This is a genomic window from Pseudoalteromonas sp. JC28, from assembly GCF_013319255.1.
Classification (GTDB): domain Bacteria; phylum Pseudomonadota; class Gammaproteobacteria; order Enterobacterales; family Alteromonadaceae; genus Pseudoalteromonas.
In genome coordinates, this window is record NZ_QOKX01000006.1 from 347050 (window position 1) to 365368 (window position 18319).

The window sequence follows — 18319 nt, forward strand, 5'->3', positions numbered from 1 at the left end:
ACTATAGCTCCATCACCTGTGAAGAGGTGGTGGCAGGTGCCTCCTGAGATTGGGTGATATCACTCAACTCTATGGTGTTTAGGTGTTGAGCCAGAGCCGCGACTGATGGATTGGCAATAATCGCTGATAACGGGATCGCAATCTGATGCCATTTATGGGCATTGCGTACGAGCTGCACCGCTAAGATGGAGTTACCACCTAGGCGATAGAAGTTATCATGGATACCGACTTGTTCCAGTTCTAATGTGGTTTGCCAAATTTGGCAAAGCGTCTGTTCAAGCGCAGTGCGCGGAGCTGCGTATTGGTTTGATGATAACACCTGCGGCAGTGGTAGTGCTTTGCTATCTAGCTTACCGTTAACGGTTAGTGGCATCGCCGTGAGTTGGGTGATGCTATCCGGTATCATATATGCTGGCAGCTGCGTTCGTAGATAATTAAGTAACAGCTCGGCGTCAAAATAAGCATGGCTTTCCATCACAGCATAGCCACTTAGCGCCGTTTGATTTTGGCGTGTATAGGTGATCACTGCAGCCTCTTTAACACCGCTACAGCTGAGCAATTGGGATTCGACTTCACCAAGCTCGATACGATGCCCCCTGATCTTCACTTGGTTATCCAAACGACCTAGATATTCTAAATGACCGTTTGGCAATAGTCTGGCGTTATCACCGGTTTTGTAAACGCGGGTGAGTTTGCCATTTAGCGTTAGCTCGAAAAAGCGAGTAGCGCTCAGTTCTGGCTGATTCAAATAACCAATCGCCAAACCTGCACCAGAGATAAACAGCTCTCCAGGACAGCCCACAGGTACTGGACGTAACTGACTATCCAGCACCCAAGCCTGCATATCATTGAGCGGCACACCAATGTCAGCAATCTGGGTATTCATGTTAGGGTGCAAAGGTTGGTACGTGACATGTACTGTGGTTTCAGTAATACCGTACATATTGACCAATTGAATACGTTTACCAAAACGTTGCCACCAAGGAGCTAGTTTATCGTAGTTGAGCTGCTCACCACCAAAGATCACAGTGCGAAGGCTATCAAGTGACGCGCCCGTAGAAATGGCAATATCACTAAAATTATAGAATGCACTTGGAGTTTGGTTAAGGACGGTGACAGCAAATTGCTCACACTGCTTTACAAAACCAAAACTGTCTCTTGCTTGTTCGTAGCTTGGAATAAACAACCGACCGCCATGACACAGTGCTCCCCATATTTCCCAAACACTAAAGTCAAAAATCGTATCGTGATAAAGCACCCAAGTATCTTCGCTATTAAAGTGGTAAAGCGGTTGACTGGCAGATAGCAAACGCGCAACATTTTTATGGCTTTGAATAACGCCTTTAGGTTGGCCCGTCGTACCTGAGGTGTAAATTATGTAGGCTGCAGAATCAGGCGACGGTCGGCAAAGTGCAATATCGCAAGGCGCGAATGTATTATCCAAGTTTAACAGTGGCCAATTTGATTGCTCATTTTCGCTCAAGCTTTGCTGACTTATGGTGTTAGTTAATACTAACTTGAGCTGAGCATCGTCAATAATAAAAGCATTGCGGGCAGCTGGCGCTCTTGGCGATAGCGGCACATAAGCGGCGCCAGCTTTCATGATGGCGAGCATTGCAACCACTGTGTCAATGCCGGGCTGCAGGTATAGGCCGATATACTCAAGCGTGCCATACTGCTTAAGAATATGTGCAGCCAGACTGTCTGATCGAGTACTTAGCTCCTGGTAGCTTAACTCCATTTGACTGGTGATAAGTGCAGTTTGCTGGTTGCGAGACTGCGCGTGATGCGTAAATAGTGACAGCAAGTCTTGGCTCTGGTGCTGTGCCGCTTGAACATCGCGCTCAGCAAGGCTTTGTAAATTTAACTGCTCAAGTGGTAATTGCCCATCTACACTGATAAGTTGCGCGAGAATATGACTGAAGTTGTCACTCAAGGCATCGATAAACCAAGGATCGTAGCGGTTTAAGTCAAACTCCCATAACATGGTGACCGAATCATCCTGATCTTGCCCCATACGGGTAAGCACCACGATGTTAATCTCAAACTTCGCCGCTTGACTGCTGATCGCCTCGAAATACTCAATATCATCTAACCCCGGAAGCGTGAGCTCTGGGAGTGGTGAATCATGGAAGCTAAAACAGATCTGGAATAACGGGTTGACGCCTTTGATGCGCTCAGGGTTTACGTCCGCGACGACTTCAGTAAATGGTAGGGTTTGATTGGCCAGCATGTCGTTACTGACTTCAAAACAATGCTGTACCAGTTGTTCAACAGGCATTTCTGGTGTTTGCTGAACTCGCGCCACTACGGTGCTGACGAGCATACCAATGGTATCATCCACATTGGTGTAGCCTCGGTTTGCAACGCCAGAACCAATACAGATATCCTGATCGCCACTAAAGCGCGAAAGGACAATATTTAATGCCGCAAGGGCGACGGCGAATGGCGTGATCTGATGCGCTTGGCTGTAGGCTTTTAAATTGTTCCATAGCGAACGAGGCAGTTTTACTCGGTGTGCGCGACCACGTTCGGTGGCGGTTTCGCCGAGACGAGAAACAGGCAAGTTAATACGGCTCGGTGCATCTTGTAGTTGTGCTTTCCAAAATTGGCGTTGCAACTCGGCTTGCTCTGTTCCTAACCATTGATGCTGATAGGCTGCGTAATCGGCGTATTGTGTGATTTCAGGCAAAGTACCTTGGCTTGCGCCATGCAAGCGCTGTTTATAACAACTAAATAGGTGAGCAAGGAAGATGTTAGAAGACCAACCATCATGTACTAAGTGATGTTCAATATGAATAAGTACATGTTTATATTCGCTAATTTTTACAATTGCCCAGCGCGCTAGCGGTAATTGGTCAATCGCAAAAATATCATTCATATGACCATTAACGAGTTTGTCGACCTCAGCTAATGCTTGTGCTTCTTGATACTCACTAAAGTCAAAGTAAGGCACGTCTTGCTGGTAGTGTTTTGCAATATATTGCAGTGGCTCATGTAAGTCGTAGCTAGTACGGAAAATCGCATGGTTATCAACGATATCCTGTAATGCACCTTGTAGTGCTGGTACATTTAAATCACCACTGAAGGTGATTGTACACTTTGCATGATAGGCTTTATCACTTGGATCGGCTTTGGCTAAAAACCAAATCGCGCGTTGTTGCAGTGATAGCGGGGCGACCTCAGCAAAATCAGCATCGCGCTTTGGAATCGCAATGGTTTCAAAGTGTTGAGTTTGCATTGCCTGCCATACTTGTCCAGCACTACGATAGCGATAGATTAGGTGTGTTGGCACGCTTAAGCCGAACTGCTGAAATAACTGGTTGCTAAGGTTGATTGCAGAAATGGAGTCACCACCTTGTTGGAAAAAATCTTGTTGCCAGCCAAGGCCTGGCAAACAGAAACCTTGAAACTGTGTTAAAAAATCTTGTTGTTCTTGGCTCAGCTGATCTTGCGGTTGGTCTTGTTGGCTACTTAATTCGTAATTAGCGAGCGCGCGGCTATCTACCTTCCCGTTTTCGGTCATGGGTAATGCGTCTAAACATTGATAGTGATCTGGCAGCATGTAGTCTGGCAGTAACTTTTCTGCTAACTGGCTGATGTGTTGTCCAAGGTCTGCTGTGGGTTTACTATGGGGAACGATAAATGCCACCAAGAACTTAGCATTACCTCGTTGTACTACTTGGCAGCTTGCAAGTTTTACCGCCTCATGTTGGGCAACAACTTTTTCTATTTCACCTAACTCAATACGAAATCCGCGTAGCTTAATTTGGTTGTCATTACGACCAACAAAATGATAATTATCACCGTCAAAACTAACTAAGTCGCCAGTTTTATAAAGTCTAGCGAAGTGCGCAGGGTCTACTTCTGCTTGATAATAGGGGTTTGCGATAAATCGAGACTTTGTGAGTTCAGGACGGTTAAAGTATCCTTTTGCCAAACCTGCACCACTAATATAGAGCTCACCGATAGCACCATTGGCTACTTGTTGCAATTGCTCATCTAGCACATAAAGTCTGGTATTCACAAAGGGTTGACCAATATTAAATTCGGAGTCGGCATTGGTATATTCATTGGCGCAGGTGCACACGGTATATTCGGTAGGACCATAACCGTTAAACACTCGCGTGACTTCTGAAAGTCGAGATAGCATTTCTAGATTTGGGGTTTCTCCTGCAACGATTAATTTGCGCATCGAGCGTAAATCTCGGGGATCCATCAAAGCCAGCAATGCAGGAGGGATAGCGCCAAATTGAATCGCATTTTTTGAGATCAATTGGCTCAGCGCTTTGGCATCTCGTCGCTCGGTTTCTGTCGTTACAAATACAGTTTGACCCAACATGATATGCACGAGCAGCTCAAACACGCTAGCATCGAAAATATAAGAAGCAAACATCATAACGCGGTCTAATCGGTCTAGCTCAAAACGGTTAACTTGTGATTCGGCTAAATAAAGTAAGTTTTGGTAAGGTACTTCTACGCCTTTTGGCGTACCAGTGGTGCCCGAGGTGTAGATCACATAAGCAATATCACTCATTTTATAATCAGGAGTAACAAAGGCTTGCGTTGCAGGAGAGTCGATCAGCACTTGAGGTGTGTGGCCAAATTGTGGCAGTGCTTGATAATGTCCATGGGTGACGATAAGCGCTGGTTGGCTATCTTCAAGAATAAACTCGCAGCGAGCTTTGGGTGCCTCCGTGGAAATAGGGATATAACCCAGTCCTGATTTTATTGCCGCTAAGATCCCCACGACCATATCAATGCCACGCTCGAGATATAGTGCCACATAAGGCGATTGAGATTGGCTCAGACTCACCTGTTGCTGAATATTCGTGGCGACCCGTGTTACCTGCTCTTCAAGTGCTTGATAGGTGACTTGCGTACCGTTAAATACCAGTGCGATTTTATTGGCGTATTGGTTGAGTGCGCGCGTTAATAAGATCTGCGGCTGAGTGCTGTAATCAATAGGAGACTGGGCAGTCATTGAAGTAATCCTTTAAATATAAAAATGCTCTTTGTGTACGATATGTAAAGAATGTGTTTGAAATGTGTATTTTGTGATTTCTAGTTGAATTGCCGTCTTCTCAGCTTTTGCATATGACAAAAAGTCGCTACCATGGGGTATCAAACCAACCAAGGAATCATCATGAAAATCAAACCTCTGGGCACGCCCTTTTCGGTAACTGCTTGCAAAGTATTACTCTGCGGTGGTGGCGAATTAGGAAAAGAAGTCGTTATCGAATTTAAGCGCTTAGGTGCAGAAGTGATTGTCTTAGATCGCTACGACAATGCGCCAGCGATGCAAGTGGCAGATCGCAGCTATACCTTGTCTATGTTGGATGGTGAAAAGCTCAAAGCGATTATTGAACAAGAGCAACCTGATTATATCGTGCCGGAAATCGAAGCCATTGCGACGGATAAGCTGGTGGAATTAGAGGCTGAAGGTTACACGGTTGTGCCAACCGCCAAAGCGACTCAACTGACCATGAACCGAGAAGGGATCCGCCGTCTTGCCGCTGAAACGCTTGGGCTTGCTACTTCCCCCTATCAGTTTGTTGACACCTTGGCAGACTTTAATGCTGCTGTCGCGCATATCGGCATACCTTGTGTGGTTAAGCCTATCATGAGCTCGTCAGGTAAAGGGCAAAGTGTGATTAAAAGTGTCGCGGATATCGAAGCGGCTTGGCACTACGCTCAAGAGGGGGGGCGTGCAGGTCAGGGCAGAGTGATTGTGGAAGGTTTTGTTGATTTTGATTACGAAATTACGCTTTTGACGGTACGCCACATTGATGGCACGAGTTTTTGTGAGCCAATTGGACATGTGCAACAAGATGGTGATTATCAGCAAAGTTGGCAGCCGCAGCAGATGTCAGTACTCGCGCTAGAGCGCAGTAAAGCGATGGCTGAAAAAGTCACGGCAGCACTGGGCGGTCGGGGTCTGTTTGGCGTTGAGCTCTTTATTAAGGGTGATGAAGTTTACTTCAGCGAAGTCTCACCAAGGCCACATGATACCGGCATGGTCACGCTTATCTCGCAAGACTTAAGTGAGTTTGCGCTGCATGCTCGGGCAATTTTAGGTTTGCCTATCCCCACCATTCACTTTAATGGGCCATCGGCATCTAGCGTGATCCTTGTCGAAGGGGAATCAACACAGCTACAGTTTAACAATCTTGCACAAGCGCTTGCAGAGCCACTAACGGATATTCGTTTGTTTGGTAAACCCGAGGTGAGTGGCAAGCGTAGAATGGGTGTGGCGTTAGCGCGCTCAGATTCGGCTGAAAGTGCTGTCGAAAAAGCCAAGCAAGTGGCTGCAACAGTAGGAATTACGTTATGAACTCAAACACCCGCGTACTTGACCCATTAGTATTGGGGTTTTGGCGGCTATTAGATTGGCAAATTACGCCGCAAGAAAATTTACGCTTTTTAAAGCAAGCGATTGAGCTTGGAATACGCGATACTGATCATGCTGATATTTACGGTGAGTATCAGTGTGAGGCGGAGTTTGGCAAAGCCTTAGCGCTTGAGCCTAGCATTCGAGAGCACATTCGGATCATCACTAAATGTGGCATTAAGCCCGCATTTCCAAGCTTGGGACTAGCGGGAAAGGCGAACCACTATGATTCGAGTAAGGCGCATATCATTGCCCAAGCGCAGCAGTCACTAAAGCATTTCGGCACGGATAGGTTAGATGTGTTGTTGATCCATCGCCCGGATTATCTGATGGATGCTGATGAAGTTGCCGATGCGTTTAATACCCTCAAACAAAACGGCGATGTGCTGCATTTTGGGGTCTCGAACTTTACACCCAGCCAGCTTGCCTTACTGCAATCGAGACTCGATTTCGCTTTAGTGACTAACCAAATTGAGTTTTCACCTTATGAGATGAAAGCGCTTGACGATGGCACGCTTGATCAGTGCCAACAACTAGGCATGAATCCTATGCTGTGGTCGCCGCTGGCAGGGGGCAGAATATTCTCCAGTGAAGATGAAAAAGCCAAACGCCTGCGTGCGGTGCTACAGCAAGTGGGTGAAGAGATTGGTTGCACTGAAATTGATCAAGTGATCTACGCATGGCTTGCCATGCATCCATCGAAACCCGCCACTGTGCTTGGAACGGGAAACATTACTCGAGTTGCCAGTGCGTTTGCTTCACAGTCACTTAGCATGAGTCGCGAGCAGTGGTATCGCATTTGGACGGCGTCCACCGGGCATAGCGTACCATAACCGATTAGTTTGCCCTGAAGTTATTTGGGGCAAACCACGGCAATAAATTTGAGCCAGTTATAATATCAGTTGCATTCAAACCCCAGGTATCGTAGTTTGTTAAAAAATTTATCAATTAGAACAAATAAATAGCGAAGTTTTTCCTAGTAAACATAAATAGCTTGGCAGTAGCTGAGAGCACTACTTTTGAACTTTAATACTTATCTCAAACTACTTGTATATTGTCTCTTCTTTTGATTATTTTGTACTTTCATTTCTAAAAAGGAGTTAAATAAATGAAATGTATAATCTCAGCGGTGCTATTCTTGATGTGCATATTGGCCACCAGACCTGTATTTGCGAATTCGAGTGCGTCTGATTATCGAGGCCAGTTTTGCAGCTTATGTACATCCGAAAGTAAAGCTCAGAAGATGGCTAAAACTTATGCACCACAAAAAAGCTGCTATCCATTAAAACCTAGCGCGCCTATGACCCCTGAAAACATGCAGTGTACTTCTGCAAAAAAACAGGTTTTTCTTGTACACCCTGCAAGTGGAACGACTTACGGTTTTTGGGTTACGCATGAAGATTTTTTACCCTATGATGTCAAAGTGACTGCCTTTTCGTTAACGGAAGTACAAAAAAAGGTCTTTGCAGAGGCGGCCAGTTTTTATGAAGAGATGAAGCACATACTAGCAACTACCTCAAGTCAGAATGTGAGTCGTTATGGTTTGTCAAACGTGCGTAGTCAGGCTCAGCAGCCAGAACAATCGTGCCCATCAAATTCCGCGCTAGCAACTTTGCTCGACCCTGCAAAAATGATGGCACTGGAGGAGCTTGCGTTGGCTGAGATTACAGTTGGGATGGGTGACGGTATTGATGTTAATAAGAGGATTTATCAAGGCGCGCGTTTCACTGGAGGTTCCGTGAGTCTATCTCATTTTGGAGCGAGTGTGTCAGTCAGTATATCTGAACATGAGCAACCGCTAGTTTATGCTAAGACGTTTTATGAAAATGAAGAGTCTAGCTCATTTCGTGATGTGCTAGCGTTGAGCATAGATCATATCGGTTGGGATGCTGAAAATGTACCTTTGTTGGGTATGAAGTTGAATAAAGCTCATTCGCGAGTTGCTGGGGGGAAAAGAATTACAACGCTATTGCAAGCACTTCATGGGCCGCAAGAAATTACTAATGAGTGTGTTTTATACCAGCTAGAAAAATTAAGTCAGTTCGGTCAGTTTAAACTTAAGGATGGTTCGGCGACTCGGTTTGGTAATCCAGGTGGAATTCCGCCAGGGTCTGGAGACAGCAGTAAGGTAACGGGTTGCACAATTCACTTTTACAATTCTCGCAATGAATTACAGTACGTTTTTAATGTTCCAAACTCAGAATGTTGAAGAATTAAAAAAGGGCCTTTCGGCCCTACGTGTTGCAGCAAGTAAAAAATAAGGTGATGCGGCTGTCACAGGGCCGTTCACCTTTGGTCATCACAGATTAAAATCTAATCCATAACTTACGTATGCTTTGATATCGTCGCTACTGTCTAGGTCGGTTTTTACTAATCCGAAGGTAAAGCCTTGCGTAGATAAACTCACCCCGTAATCCATATAAGCGTCGTCTTCTCCTGTCCACTCAAGCACTGTATCTCCGCTGGAGCGACCAATATGTAGAGTTAATTCACTGTCTTTAAAAATGGGGAAGCTGGCCGACACTTCGGCATATAGCATGTCTTCTTCTGTGGTTGAGTCGCTTTGCGCTGTAGCTAAGTGGCTGAGTTTAAACGTAAAGTATTGCCAGCCAAGCGCGGCGTAAATCTCGCCAAAATCAATATCTCCACTGGCATCGGGATAGGCGTAGTGGATATAACCGAAATCAAAACTCATGCCCTTGATTTCGCCAGCGTAACCCGCGTACAGATCCATTTCGTAACTGGCGGAGTCGCCAAAGTCGATGTTAGAGACCCAAGTGCCCGCATAAAACCCAGACTCATTGCTATAATCCAAGCCGCCAGACACCGCTGCGCCGTCATCAGTCTGGGTGATACCACGCCAGTAATAATTTGAGCTTGCCGCAATATTCGCGGTCACTTCCGCCTGAGCAGAGACACAAAAGCACGCAGTCAGGCCGCCGAGTAGCATAAGTAAAGGTTTGTTTTTCATTCTGTTTTCCCCATTGAACGCAGAGTTATTATTCGGTTGTTGTCATTGCATTTTCTGCAAAGAGTGAGTGCAAGGGGGAGGCCAATGTCAGGAAATGGCGGAGAATTTATTCTATGTTATTAAAAATATTAGAATTTAATTTCTGAGTTTCGAAAGTAGGACAGAGTGATTTGCATAAATGTTGCACATGGCTGGTGCAAAGTACCATAGCTTGCACAGTATTAATGCAAGCTATGGATTGCGCTAGCCGTTATTGAAGTTTAGGTTAGTTATCCAAAGATGGTGCGCATTAGGCTGATGGTTTCATCAACACTGCGGCCTTTTTCCACTTCAGCGACTATTGAGTCACGTTTGGTGCGAATATGCTCTGGAATAGACTCATCCGCGAGTGCGCGGTCGACTAACACTTCTGCTGACTCTTTACCGCGGCGTACTGTTTTTTTGCCACCACTGGTGCCGCTGCGCTGAGGTTTATGCAGTAGCTTAAAGTAATTGGAGTTAGTGGCGGTGTCTTTATCCGCGTAATAAAACAGGCATGGTAGCAGCGCTTTAATTTCAGCAAGTTGCGTTTCAAACTCATCCACAGGAGCGGCCATCGTATACCATGGCATTGCTTTAATGGTGCTGACGACATCGGTCCAGTAACGCTCAAAATCGCGATTGTTAAGTTTAGCAACACCAAGCGCTTGGCACAAAGCGTCAAGCTTGCTCGAGGTTATTGGAGTGAACACATCAGGGCGACGCATTGCTAATAGGCGAGTAGCTGGTGCAAGCGTTGGCTTTTCCTCGCTGCCAGCAAAGGCACTTAAATACCCGACCATAAATGACTGATAATGTTCGAGCGTCACGTCACCTTCTGCCGGGATTGCGGCTAGCGCTTCATCAAAAGCACCCGGAAGGTCGTCTAATAACTGGTGAAAGCCTTTTGCACTTTTGGTGGAGGCAAACCACTCTACGTCAAACTGATACACGCTGGTATCTAAATTTGCAGCATGCTTACCGCTAAAGGCGAGGCGATCTTCTTTGATCATGTCTTTAAGTGGAGTGCTGCGCATTGGTTTAAGGTATTCAATCAGTTTTAATTGCTCATCTAGTGCAATCACTTCTTTGTGACTGGCAATAAATGCAGCCACCATAGGCCAAGGCGCAATGCGTAACGTTTTGAGTTGTAAAAAGCTAATCGCTGCGATGAGCAGATCTTGTAGCTTTTTCACTGTGGGTAATTGATGGTCATCCAGTAAATCAAAATTGATACGATTTTTCGCCACATCAAGCAGTTCATAACACCAACCAAGAAAATCTTCAGGGTGATTTTCCACCTTAACCGCCATCAGATTAAGGCTGATCTCCGTGGCCTGTTTGAGGATATTTTGATAAATCTGACTTTCTTGTTCGCCCAAGGCCATGTTTGACGGTGATATGAGCAGTTTCTTCATGCGGGTTAGATACTCCAAGTTTGATTAATAAACCAACCAGTAAAATATAGCTAATGACGCTAAAAACTGGCAAGGGCGAGGATCATACCGATTAGTCAAAAGGTTGCAATCGCTCAGTACAAATTATTTGCCTTTATTCATGGTATATTCGACTACAGCCGTTATCATAAAGAGAACCAAGCCTTACGAAGGAAAAGCAATGAACCGGCTAGTTAAAATCGTAGGCGCCATTGTCGCGCTTATTATTATTCTTGTTATCGCAGCCCCGTTTTTAATCCCTAAACAGGCAATTATTGACCAAGTCACGTCACAGGTTGAGTCAGTGACAGGTAGAAAACTGTCGATCGATGGCGACTCTGACATCGGTATTTTCCCAACGTTGCACATTGAGTTAAACCAAGTGCGATTTGCCAACATGGCAACGGGCAGTCGCCCAGATATGTTCGCTATGGAGCAACTTGCCGTGCATATTCCGTGGTTAAGTGCGTTGTCTGGTGAAGCTAAGCTTGAGCGCTTTGTGATCAATAATCCTAAAATTATTCTAGAAACCGACAAACAAGGTAATGCTAACTGGCAGTTGCTACCCACCAGTGCAGAAAACACGACAACGGCGCAAACCAGCTCAAAAGGTAATATGCAGTTACCAGAAGGCTTAGATGTTAGCCTTGGCGAAGTGGCGATTTATGGTGGCTCGGTGACTTATCTTGACGGTGTGACAGGCGCTGAATATCAGGTAACTGATTTAGACATTAGCGTGATGTTATCGTCACTGTACCAACCACTAGAAGTCGACGGCAAGCTGACTTTTCAAGGTCAAACTTTTAACCTAGTTACTACACTCGATAATCCAGCAAAGGCGATCGAAGGTGAAACCTTTAATGTTGAACAACAAGTAAAATCAGCGCTGTTCAACCTTGACTATAAAGGTGAAATTGCAGAGCAAGGTAAAACCATTCGCGGTCAATTAGCCTTGTCTGGCGACTCGGTAAAAGCGCTAGCTAAGTGGCAGGGCGTTGATCTAAAAGCCAAAGAAAATGCGTTCAACGACTTTGGCCTAAACGCCAAAATGACGATGCAAGGGCAAGTCTTTACTCTCAATACCTTAGAGGCAACCTTGGACGAATTGGTAATAAAAGGTCAAAGTAAAGTCACCCTCTCAGGTAAGCCTGATATTACCGCGAGTGTTGACCTTGGCATGTTAGATCTTAACCCGTATTTACCAGAACCTGTGGAAAAGCCACAAACGCAAACTGAGCCAGAAGGCGCACCAGCACAGCCTATCGTGTGGGATGACACTGCAATTGATTTGTCAGCACTTAATAGCCTCAATGCGAATGTGAAGATCACCTCTACAGGGCTACGTGCGAGAGAAATTAAGCTTGGCGAAAACCAAATCAGTCTAGTACTTAACTCAGGTAAGGCAACACTGAGCCTAGATAAATTCCAAGCCTATGAAGGTCAGGGTAAAGGTAAGGTCGTTGTAAATGCAGCAGCAAAACCTTATGCCATCAGTACTGACTTTGCGTTAACGGCAATTAATGCCGAGCCACTACTGACTGATGCCATTGGCTTTGACAAAGTATTGGGTAAAGGTAGTCTTAATTGGGCGTTAAACACACAAGGTGTCAGTCAAAAGCAATTTGTGAATGCCCTTGGTGGTAAATTAGGTTTTGAGTTCAAAGATGGTGGCGTAAAAGGCGCAAACCTTGCTGAGATGATCCGTAAGGGCAAAGAGATGCTCAAAGGCGATTTCTCTTCGGTATCGCAAGGACTCAATGCTAATTTCGACCCAGATCAAAAAACCGACTTCTCAGCCATGACTGGCACCTTTGTCTTTACCAAAGGCGTAGGTCAAAACGATGACTTCTCGTTGGCAAGCCCGTTACTACGAGTGACAGGCAAGGGCACCGTTGATTTACCACAAACTTTAGTTGATTATCGTGTGGTGACTGGAATTGTTGATACCATTGAAGGGCAAGCCAGCAGCGATGACAGTACCGGTTTTAAAATTCCGGTGCGGATCAAAGGTCCATTCCACAAAGTTGAAACTAGCTTAGACCTAAAAGAAGCGGCAAAAGACAAAGCCAAAGACAAGGTTAAGGATAAGGTAAAAGACAAACTTAAAGGTTTGTTTGGTGGATAGATCTTTATGACGCTTCAATAAACAGCTCATCTGTTTGTTTTAAATCAATTTCAGCTAAACAAGGGCTTGCCGATGGTAGCCCTTGTTCTATATTTATCGCGAGTTAATTATCTATATGCAGTTATAGTGAGCTTATGATGACTTATGCCTATAAACTGTAACCAGCTGTAATAGAATTACTGCTATTCATGTGCTTAGATAGATGCGAATAGCTCTATAAACAAACGAAGGATAAAAGAATGAGTACACCTATTTTACTCGAATACACGGTGACGCCAAAAGCTGAGGGTAACTGGATATTTTCAAATGACGATAAACCAGTTGAACTTAAATTAGCTCAGGGTGAAAGCGCTGTTCTAACTTATAAGCTCGTTACTGATGAAACCGGCTGGAGCTTTGCTGAAAACGGTACTTTTTTTACCGAAGCGCAAGACAATTTCAATTATAACCTTACAAGCACATTAAAAGATGAGTTAACGGTTGAGGTAAAGATTGAAGCATTGAATGTTGCGAATACGCTAAGTGAAGATGATATCAAAGCGCTTTCAGCTGACCCTGATGCGAGGGTTGTTACACTCGTAGAGAATAACAACTCGAATATTGAGTTCAGACTTGTTGCTCAATACAATTCCGCAAATGGTGCTGTGCGTTATTTCTCTCAAGATCCAAGGGTGATAATTGACAACCCAGATGGTCCAGGTTAATTCGTAATTTGCATTTGGCACAGATAGGTAAAATGTTCTGTGCCAATTCTTAATTCAAGTGATGGCGAGTGACATAGTGTCCTGAACCATGACAGGCGATAAAAAGACGGGCTCCAGCCTAAATCAATGCTTTTTTTCAGTGAAGCCATCGCGGAATACTTTTCTTCTATCAGGGTTTGAATTAACGATTTTACGTAAAAAGCTTCAGCTGAATCGGGATACTCAGCCAAATATTCATCAATTGCTATTAATGCCTCTTGGTGCTTACCTAGGTGTGCTAAAGCTTGGATGCGCACGACTTCAACTTGGCTTGCTGGATCACTGGCTAAAATTTGCAGATACACTTCACTGGCTTTCGCCTTCTCACCCATTAGTGAGTAAATGTCTGCGTAGTTAAGTAAGATTTCTACATTGCTGGGCGCCAACTGAGAGGCTCGTTCAGCAAACTCTAGTGCCCGTTCTAAATCACCTAATAGCATCAATACAATGGCATAATTATTAAAGGTAGCCGTACTTGTATATGAGCGCTTAACTAGAGCCTGATAAGATTTTTCTGCGTCATGGAGCTTACCAAGTAGAAGAGAGATATCGGCAATGGCCTTCAGTGTTTTCAGGTTATCAGGGCCGTAATGGCTGGCTGCTCGTAAGTACGGCAAGGCCTCTCCATACTGGCCAAGCTTCATGTTGAACAGAGCTGCATTGCGGATGACTTTTAAGGTCGGTCTAAGTTCATAGGCAAGCTCAGTGTGATGAAGTGCCGAAGCGTAATCGTTTATTAAATGATAGTAGATGCTGATAAGTGCATGCTTTTGATACTCGTCCTTGGCTGAATTCTGAATTGCTAAAAAGGTTCCTTTGGCACGGATTTTGTCTTTTGCAAACGCATAAAAATCGAGATAGGAACCTTGAATAATTGTACTTGCTTTTAATCTCTTGGGGGCTTGCTGTAATACTTGTTCCCAGTTTAGAAGTATTTGATCATTTGAACTATCTTCATACAACTGAGTCGCGAGTTCAGAGTAAAGTGAATACAGCGGCAGGAAGTCCGGCGCAGTATCAATCAGCGTTGTTAACTCTTTTAATATCGTAGCGCGGTCCGCATCTTTTACTAAACTAGCATCATGCAGTGTGGCGTAGTTATTCAGTAATGTTTTATTGCTAGTGGCTAAATCAGTTGAGCCTCCGGTTAATGAAGTGAGGGCCGAGGCTGTAATAGCAAAAACACGACTGTAGTTTTCACTCGATGTCATCGTTCGCGCACTACTAATTAAGGCTCCATTAGACGCATCAACTAAGTCGATAACGATGTCACAGCTTTGAATATTACAGTCTAGTTTTATCGTAATGAGCTCATTACTATTTAACGCTCGCCCCAATGCCTTTAATGGTGCTTCAACACCAATAAACTTTTGTGTTTGCTCTACTTCACTGTCTGAAATGAAGACGTAATCATTATTACTTAAAAAATGTTGTTTAAGTGCGTCGTTAATTGCTAACTCGATGTTTTGTTGATGCGCTTCAAGTAGTTGAAAAGAGTTAGTGAATTTTATCGGTAGCGCTGCAATATAGATCTTGGGTTTGGTTTCCTGCCAATACCAGTACCCACCAACGGCTAAGCACACTAAAAAGGTGAAAAGTGCTGCAATACCTAATTGCTTTTTACGTGCTTTGGCTTTCTCTCTGGCTCTATCTCGTAGCTCTATTTGTTCAAGTGACACTGTCGCTTCGCTGTTATCGTAGCTAAAGGCGTGTAAAATTTGCTTTAGCTGCTGACTGACTTCATTCGCGCTGCTTGGACGAGCGCTTTTGTCATATTGCAATAAGCGATCAATGAGCTGTGCCAGTGCAGGGGGAATATCTAAAATACGTTTAGCACTGGCTTTTAATGGCTGAAACTTGATCTGTTCAGCAATAGACTTGTCACTGCCATCTTCAGCTTGTTCGAAATAAGGATGATGTCCTGCTAACAATTGATAAGCTATTAGCCCAAATGAGAATAAGTCACTGCGACTGTCTAGCGTTTCATCACGAAGTTGCTCTGGTGACATTGCTGTGAGACTACCGTAACTGGTATGTGGGCGAGAGGCTTGGTTGTCTTCTAATTGTGAAATACCAAAGTCGGCAATTTTGGCTATGCTCTGTTCATTAACCAGTATATTGCCAGGTTTTAAGTCTAAATGAAGAATGTTCTGGCCATGAGCTGAGGCTAGGCCATCGGCGACATGGCTTAGTAGCTCGACTTTTTGCTCGGTAGTTAATACGTGTGTTTTTGTGTAGTGCTGTAAAGTTGCACCTTGCACATATTCCATTTCCAAAGCCATTTGGCCATCGCTTTCAAAGACATCATAAATTTGTACTATATTTGGATGGTTAAAACGCGCTAACAGGCGGGCTTCGTTGAGTGCATCTGATTGCGTGTGCTGAGTTAGTGACATCACCTTTACCGCCACTCGGCGGCCTAATTTTTTGTCGGTAGCAAGGTACACTTTGCTCATTCCGCCTTCGGCGAGCAAGATCACGTCCTGATAGTATTCTTCTAACTTCAACACAGCGCTGTCTTTCTCTTTTATTATTGGGGTTAGTGTATCGCTAAAAATACTAAATTAGTACCATTTGCGTTGGGCTTAGTCGCAAATAACAAGTTGAAAATTTAACACTTTGTCATACTCACAGCCGCATGTAGGTTATAAGGATAAACAACAATAAGGACAAGCAAATGGCAAAGTTATCTTCTAATTTAGTTTCTCACTTCAGTTTGGCCGCCATAATGGCAAGCGCTCTGCTCGTGAATACGTCTAGTATAGCGGCAGATAACAAACAAACCTTTAGTTACCCCAATAACGCTCGTAACGCAATAAGCCTTACGTTTGATGATGCAAGACCAAGTCAAGTTGATGTGGGAGTGCCGCTACTCAATCGCCACAAGGTGAAAGGCACATTTTATGTTATGCCACCACAGGTGAAGGAAAAGCTCGCATTGTGGCAAGCCGCTGTGAAGCAGGGGCATGAAATAGGTAATCACACCAGTGAACACTTATGTACGGGCAACTTTGCTTGGCTGAGGGAAAAGGACAAAGGACTCGAACAGGTTGATTTGGCCTACATAGAACGCGATGTAGTAAGCACCACAAAATATATTGAAAAGCATTTAGGCGTAACCCCCAGAAGCTTTGCATATCCTTGTGGTAATACCTTTGTTGGTCGCGGCGCTGAAGTAAAAAGTTATGTGCCGATGATTGCGAAGCATTTTGACAGTGGCCGCACGTGGTTAGATGAAACCGCTAACCACCCAACTTATACTGACTTTGCGCAGCTCACTGGAGTGAGAATGGACGGTGTTAGTTTTGAAGAGCTAAAAGGGTTACTGGAGCACCTTAGGGCAAATAACAGTTGGATAATTCTTGCTGGACATGAGGTGGGCGAAAAAGGCATGTACACCGTCGATACCAAAATGTTAGACCAGCTTATTCCTTACTTACAGGACCCTAAAAACGGTTATTGGTTAGACACCGTAAGCAATGTGGGTGATTACATAAAAAGTAAAAGAGAGCCGTAGGTCGAGATTTATCTCGACTTGACGATTTCTAAAATTCTCTCGTCGCTCCATATAGCTGTTTGCTCAAAGCTTGAGCTTGTTTGTGAGAAAAGGATGAGAAACTCTTGTTCACAGCCTACTAAGCGATATGTCTAAACAATAATCGAAATAAAATTTCCGCTGTAAACTTTGTTTAATATTTGCGCAAGTGGTTGAATTCTCGATTGCTTGCCGCCATATCCTCAAACTGTAATCGGTACGTCATGTTAACGCGTTAAATTAATTAAAAATTGAACTATCTTTGATGCGACATTGCTGATACAATTGCCCGCCCTTGAAAGACATAATCACAGTTTTTTGAGTGGAATTTAACCTAAATGCCTTGATTTTGAACGAAATCTAGGCGAGTTGTAACTACACCGGAGGTCATTAAGATGATCCAAATGCAAACTCAGCTGGACGTTGCTGATAACAGCGGCGCTCGCAAAGTGCAGTGTATAAAAGTCCTTGGTGGTTCGCACCGTCGCTACGCAGCGGTTGGCGACATCATTAAAGTTTCTGTTAAAGAAGCGATTCCTCGCGGCAAAGTGAAGAAAGGTGATGTTAAAAACGCAGTAGTAGTGCGTACTAAAAAAGGCGTACGTCGTCCAGACGGCTCTTTAATCCGTTTCGATAGCAATGCGGCTGTTATCTTAAATGATAACTTACAGCCTATTGGTACTCGTATCTTCGGCCCTGTGACTCGTGAACTTCGTACTGAAAAGTTCATGAAGATCGTTTCACTAGCACCAGAAGTACTATAAGGAGTCGATCATGGCAGCAAAAATCCGTCGTGATGACGAAGTAATCGTACTAGCCGGTAAAGACAAAGGTAAGCGCGGTAAAGTGCTTTCAGTTGTTACTGAAACTGGCCGAGTATTTGTTGAAGGCGTTAACATCATCAAGAAACACCAGAAGCCTGTACCACAACTACAGCAAGCTGGCGGTGTTGTTGAGAAAGAAGCGTCAGTCGACGTATCAAACGTAGCGATTTTCAATGCCGAAACTGGCAAAGCGGATCGTGTAGGTTTTAGATTTGAAGACGGTAAAAAAGTCCGTTTCTTCAAGTCTACCGGTAAAACTATTTAATAGTTGGAGTA

General features: G+C 44.4%; 12 protein-coding genes. 8 read left to right on the forward strand and 4 right to left on the reverse strand.

The window, feature by feature from the left end; genetic code table 11:
- Position 1: 1 nt before the first annotated feature.
- Positions 2-4984, reverse strand: a complete 4983-nt coding sequence (locus DS891_RS15525; protein ID WP_174170282.1) for a non-ribosomal peptide synthetase — start codon at positions 4982-4984, stop codon at positions 2-4.
- Positions 4985-5146: 162 nt separating this feature from the next.
- On the opposite strand from DS891_RS15525, the gene purT reads away from it, so the two are divergent.
- The 3 genes from purT to DS891_RS15540 all read left to right on the forward strand — a co-directional run bounded on the left by purT (position 5147) and on the right by DS891_RS15540 (position 8600).
- Positions 5147-6334 carry a formate-dependent phosphoribosylglycinamide formyltransferase gene (gene purT / locus DS891_RS15530; RefSeq protein ID WP_174170283.1) on the forward strand — a complete coding sequence of 396 codons (1188 nt, stop codon included), beginning with the start codon at positions 5147-5149 and terminating at the stop codon, positions 6332-6334.
- Positions 6331-7224: an aldo/keto reductase family oxidoreductase gene (locus tag DS891_RS15535; RefSeq protein ID WP_174170284.1), complete on the forward strand. Its 894-nt coding sequence runs from the start codon at positions 6331-6333 to the stop codon at positions 7222-7224. The genes purT and DS891_RS15535 overlap by 4 nt, the downstream gene beginning before the upstream one ends.
- Before the next feature lie 275 nt (positions 7225-7499).
- Complete coding sequence (locus tag DS891_RS15540; RefSeq protein WP_174170285.1) at positions 7500-8600, forward strand: hypothetical protein; 1101 nt, start codon at positions 7500-7502, stop codon at positions 8598-8600.
- A gap of 90 nt (positions 8601-8690) precedes the next feature.
- On the opposite strand, the gene DS891_RS15545 is transcribed toward DS891_RS15540, so the two are convergent.
- Both DS891_RS15545 and DS891_RS15550 read right to left on the reverse strand, forming a co-directional pair.
- Complete coding sequence (locus DS891_RS15545; protein ID WP_010378243.1) at positions 8691-9362, reverse strand: TorF family putative porin; 672 nt, start codon at positions 9360-9362, stop codon at positions 8691-8693.
- Between the two features lie 269 nt (positions 9363-9631).
- Positions 9632-10798, reverse strand: a complete 1167-nt coding sequence (locus tag DS891_RS15550; protein WP_045987791.1) for a hypothetical protein — start codon at positions 10796-10798, stop codon at positions 9632-9634.
- 199 nt (positions 10799-10997) lie between these two features.
- On the opposite strand from DS891_RS15550, the gene DS891_RS15555 reads away from it, so the two are divergent.
- Together DS891_RS15555 and DS891_RS15560 are read left to right on the forward strand one after the other, a co-directional pair.
- Positions 10998-12941, forward strand: a complete 1944-nt coding sequence (locus DS891_RS15555) for an AsmA family protein (protein ID WP_174170286.1) — start codon at positions 10998-11000, stop codon at positions 12939-12941.
- Between the two features lie 239 nt (positions 12942-13180).
- A complete protein-coding gene (locus tag DS891_RS15560) occupies positions 13181-13645 on the forward strand; it encodes a hypothetical protein (protein ID WP_174170287.1) in 465 nt (154 codons plus the stop codon).
- Here the strand turns inward: DS891_RS15560 and DS891_RS15565 are convergent.
- A complete protein-coding gene (locus DS891_RS15565) occupies positions 13642-16194 on the reverse strand; it encodes a serine/threonine-protein kinase (protein WP_174170288.1) in 2553 nt (850 codons plus the stop codon). The two genes, DS891_RS15560 and DS891_RS15565, sit on opposite strands and share 4 nt — an antisense overlap.
- Positions 16195-16361: 167 nt before the next feature.
- On the opposite strand from DS891_RS15565, the gene DS891_RS15570 reads away from it, so the two are divergent.
- The 3 genes from DS891_RS15570 (at position 16362) to rplX (ending at position 18308) form a co-directional block, all read left to right on the forward strand.
- Positions 16362-17201 (forward strand): polysaccharide deacetylase family protein, encoded by an 840-nt coding sequence (locus DS891_RS15570; RefSeq protein WP_174170289.1) that lies wholly within the window; start codon positions 16362-16364, stop codon positions 17199-17201.
- Between the two features lie 413 nt (positions 17202-17614).
- Positions 17615-17983 (forward strand): 50S ribosomal protein L14, encoded by a 369-nt coding sequence (gene rplN / locus DS891_RS15575; protein ID WP_010378257.1) that lies wholly within the window; start codon positions 17615-17617, stop codon positions 17981-17983.
- A 10-nt stretch (positions 17984-17993) separates the two neighbouring features.
- Positions 17994-18308 (forward strand): 50S ribosomal protein L24, encoded by a 315-nt coding sequence (rplX, locus tag DS891_RS15580; RefSeq protein ID WP_010378260.1) that lies wholly within the window; start codon positions 17994-17996, stop codon positions 18306-18308.
- Positions 18309-18319 lie beyond the last annotated feature (11 nt).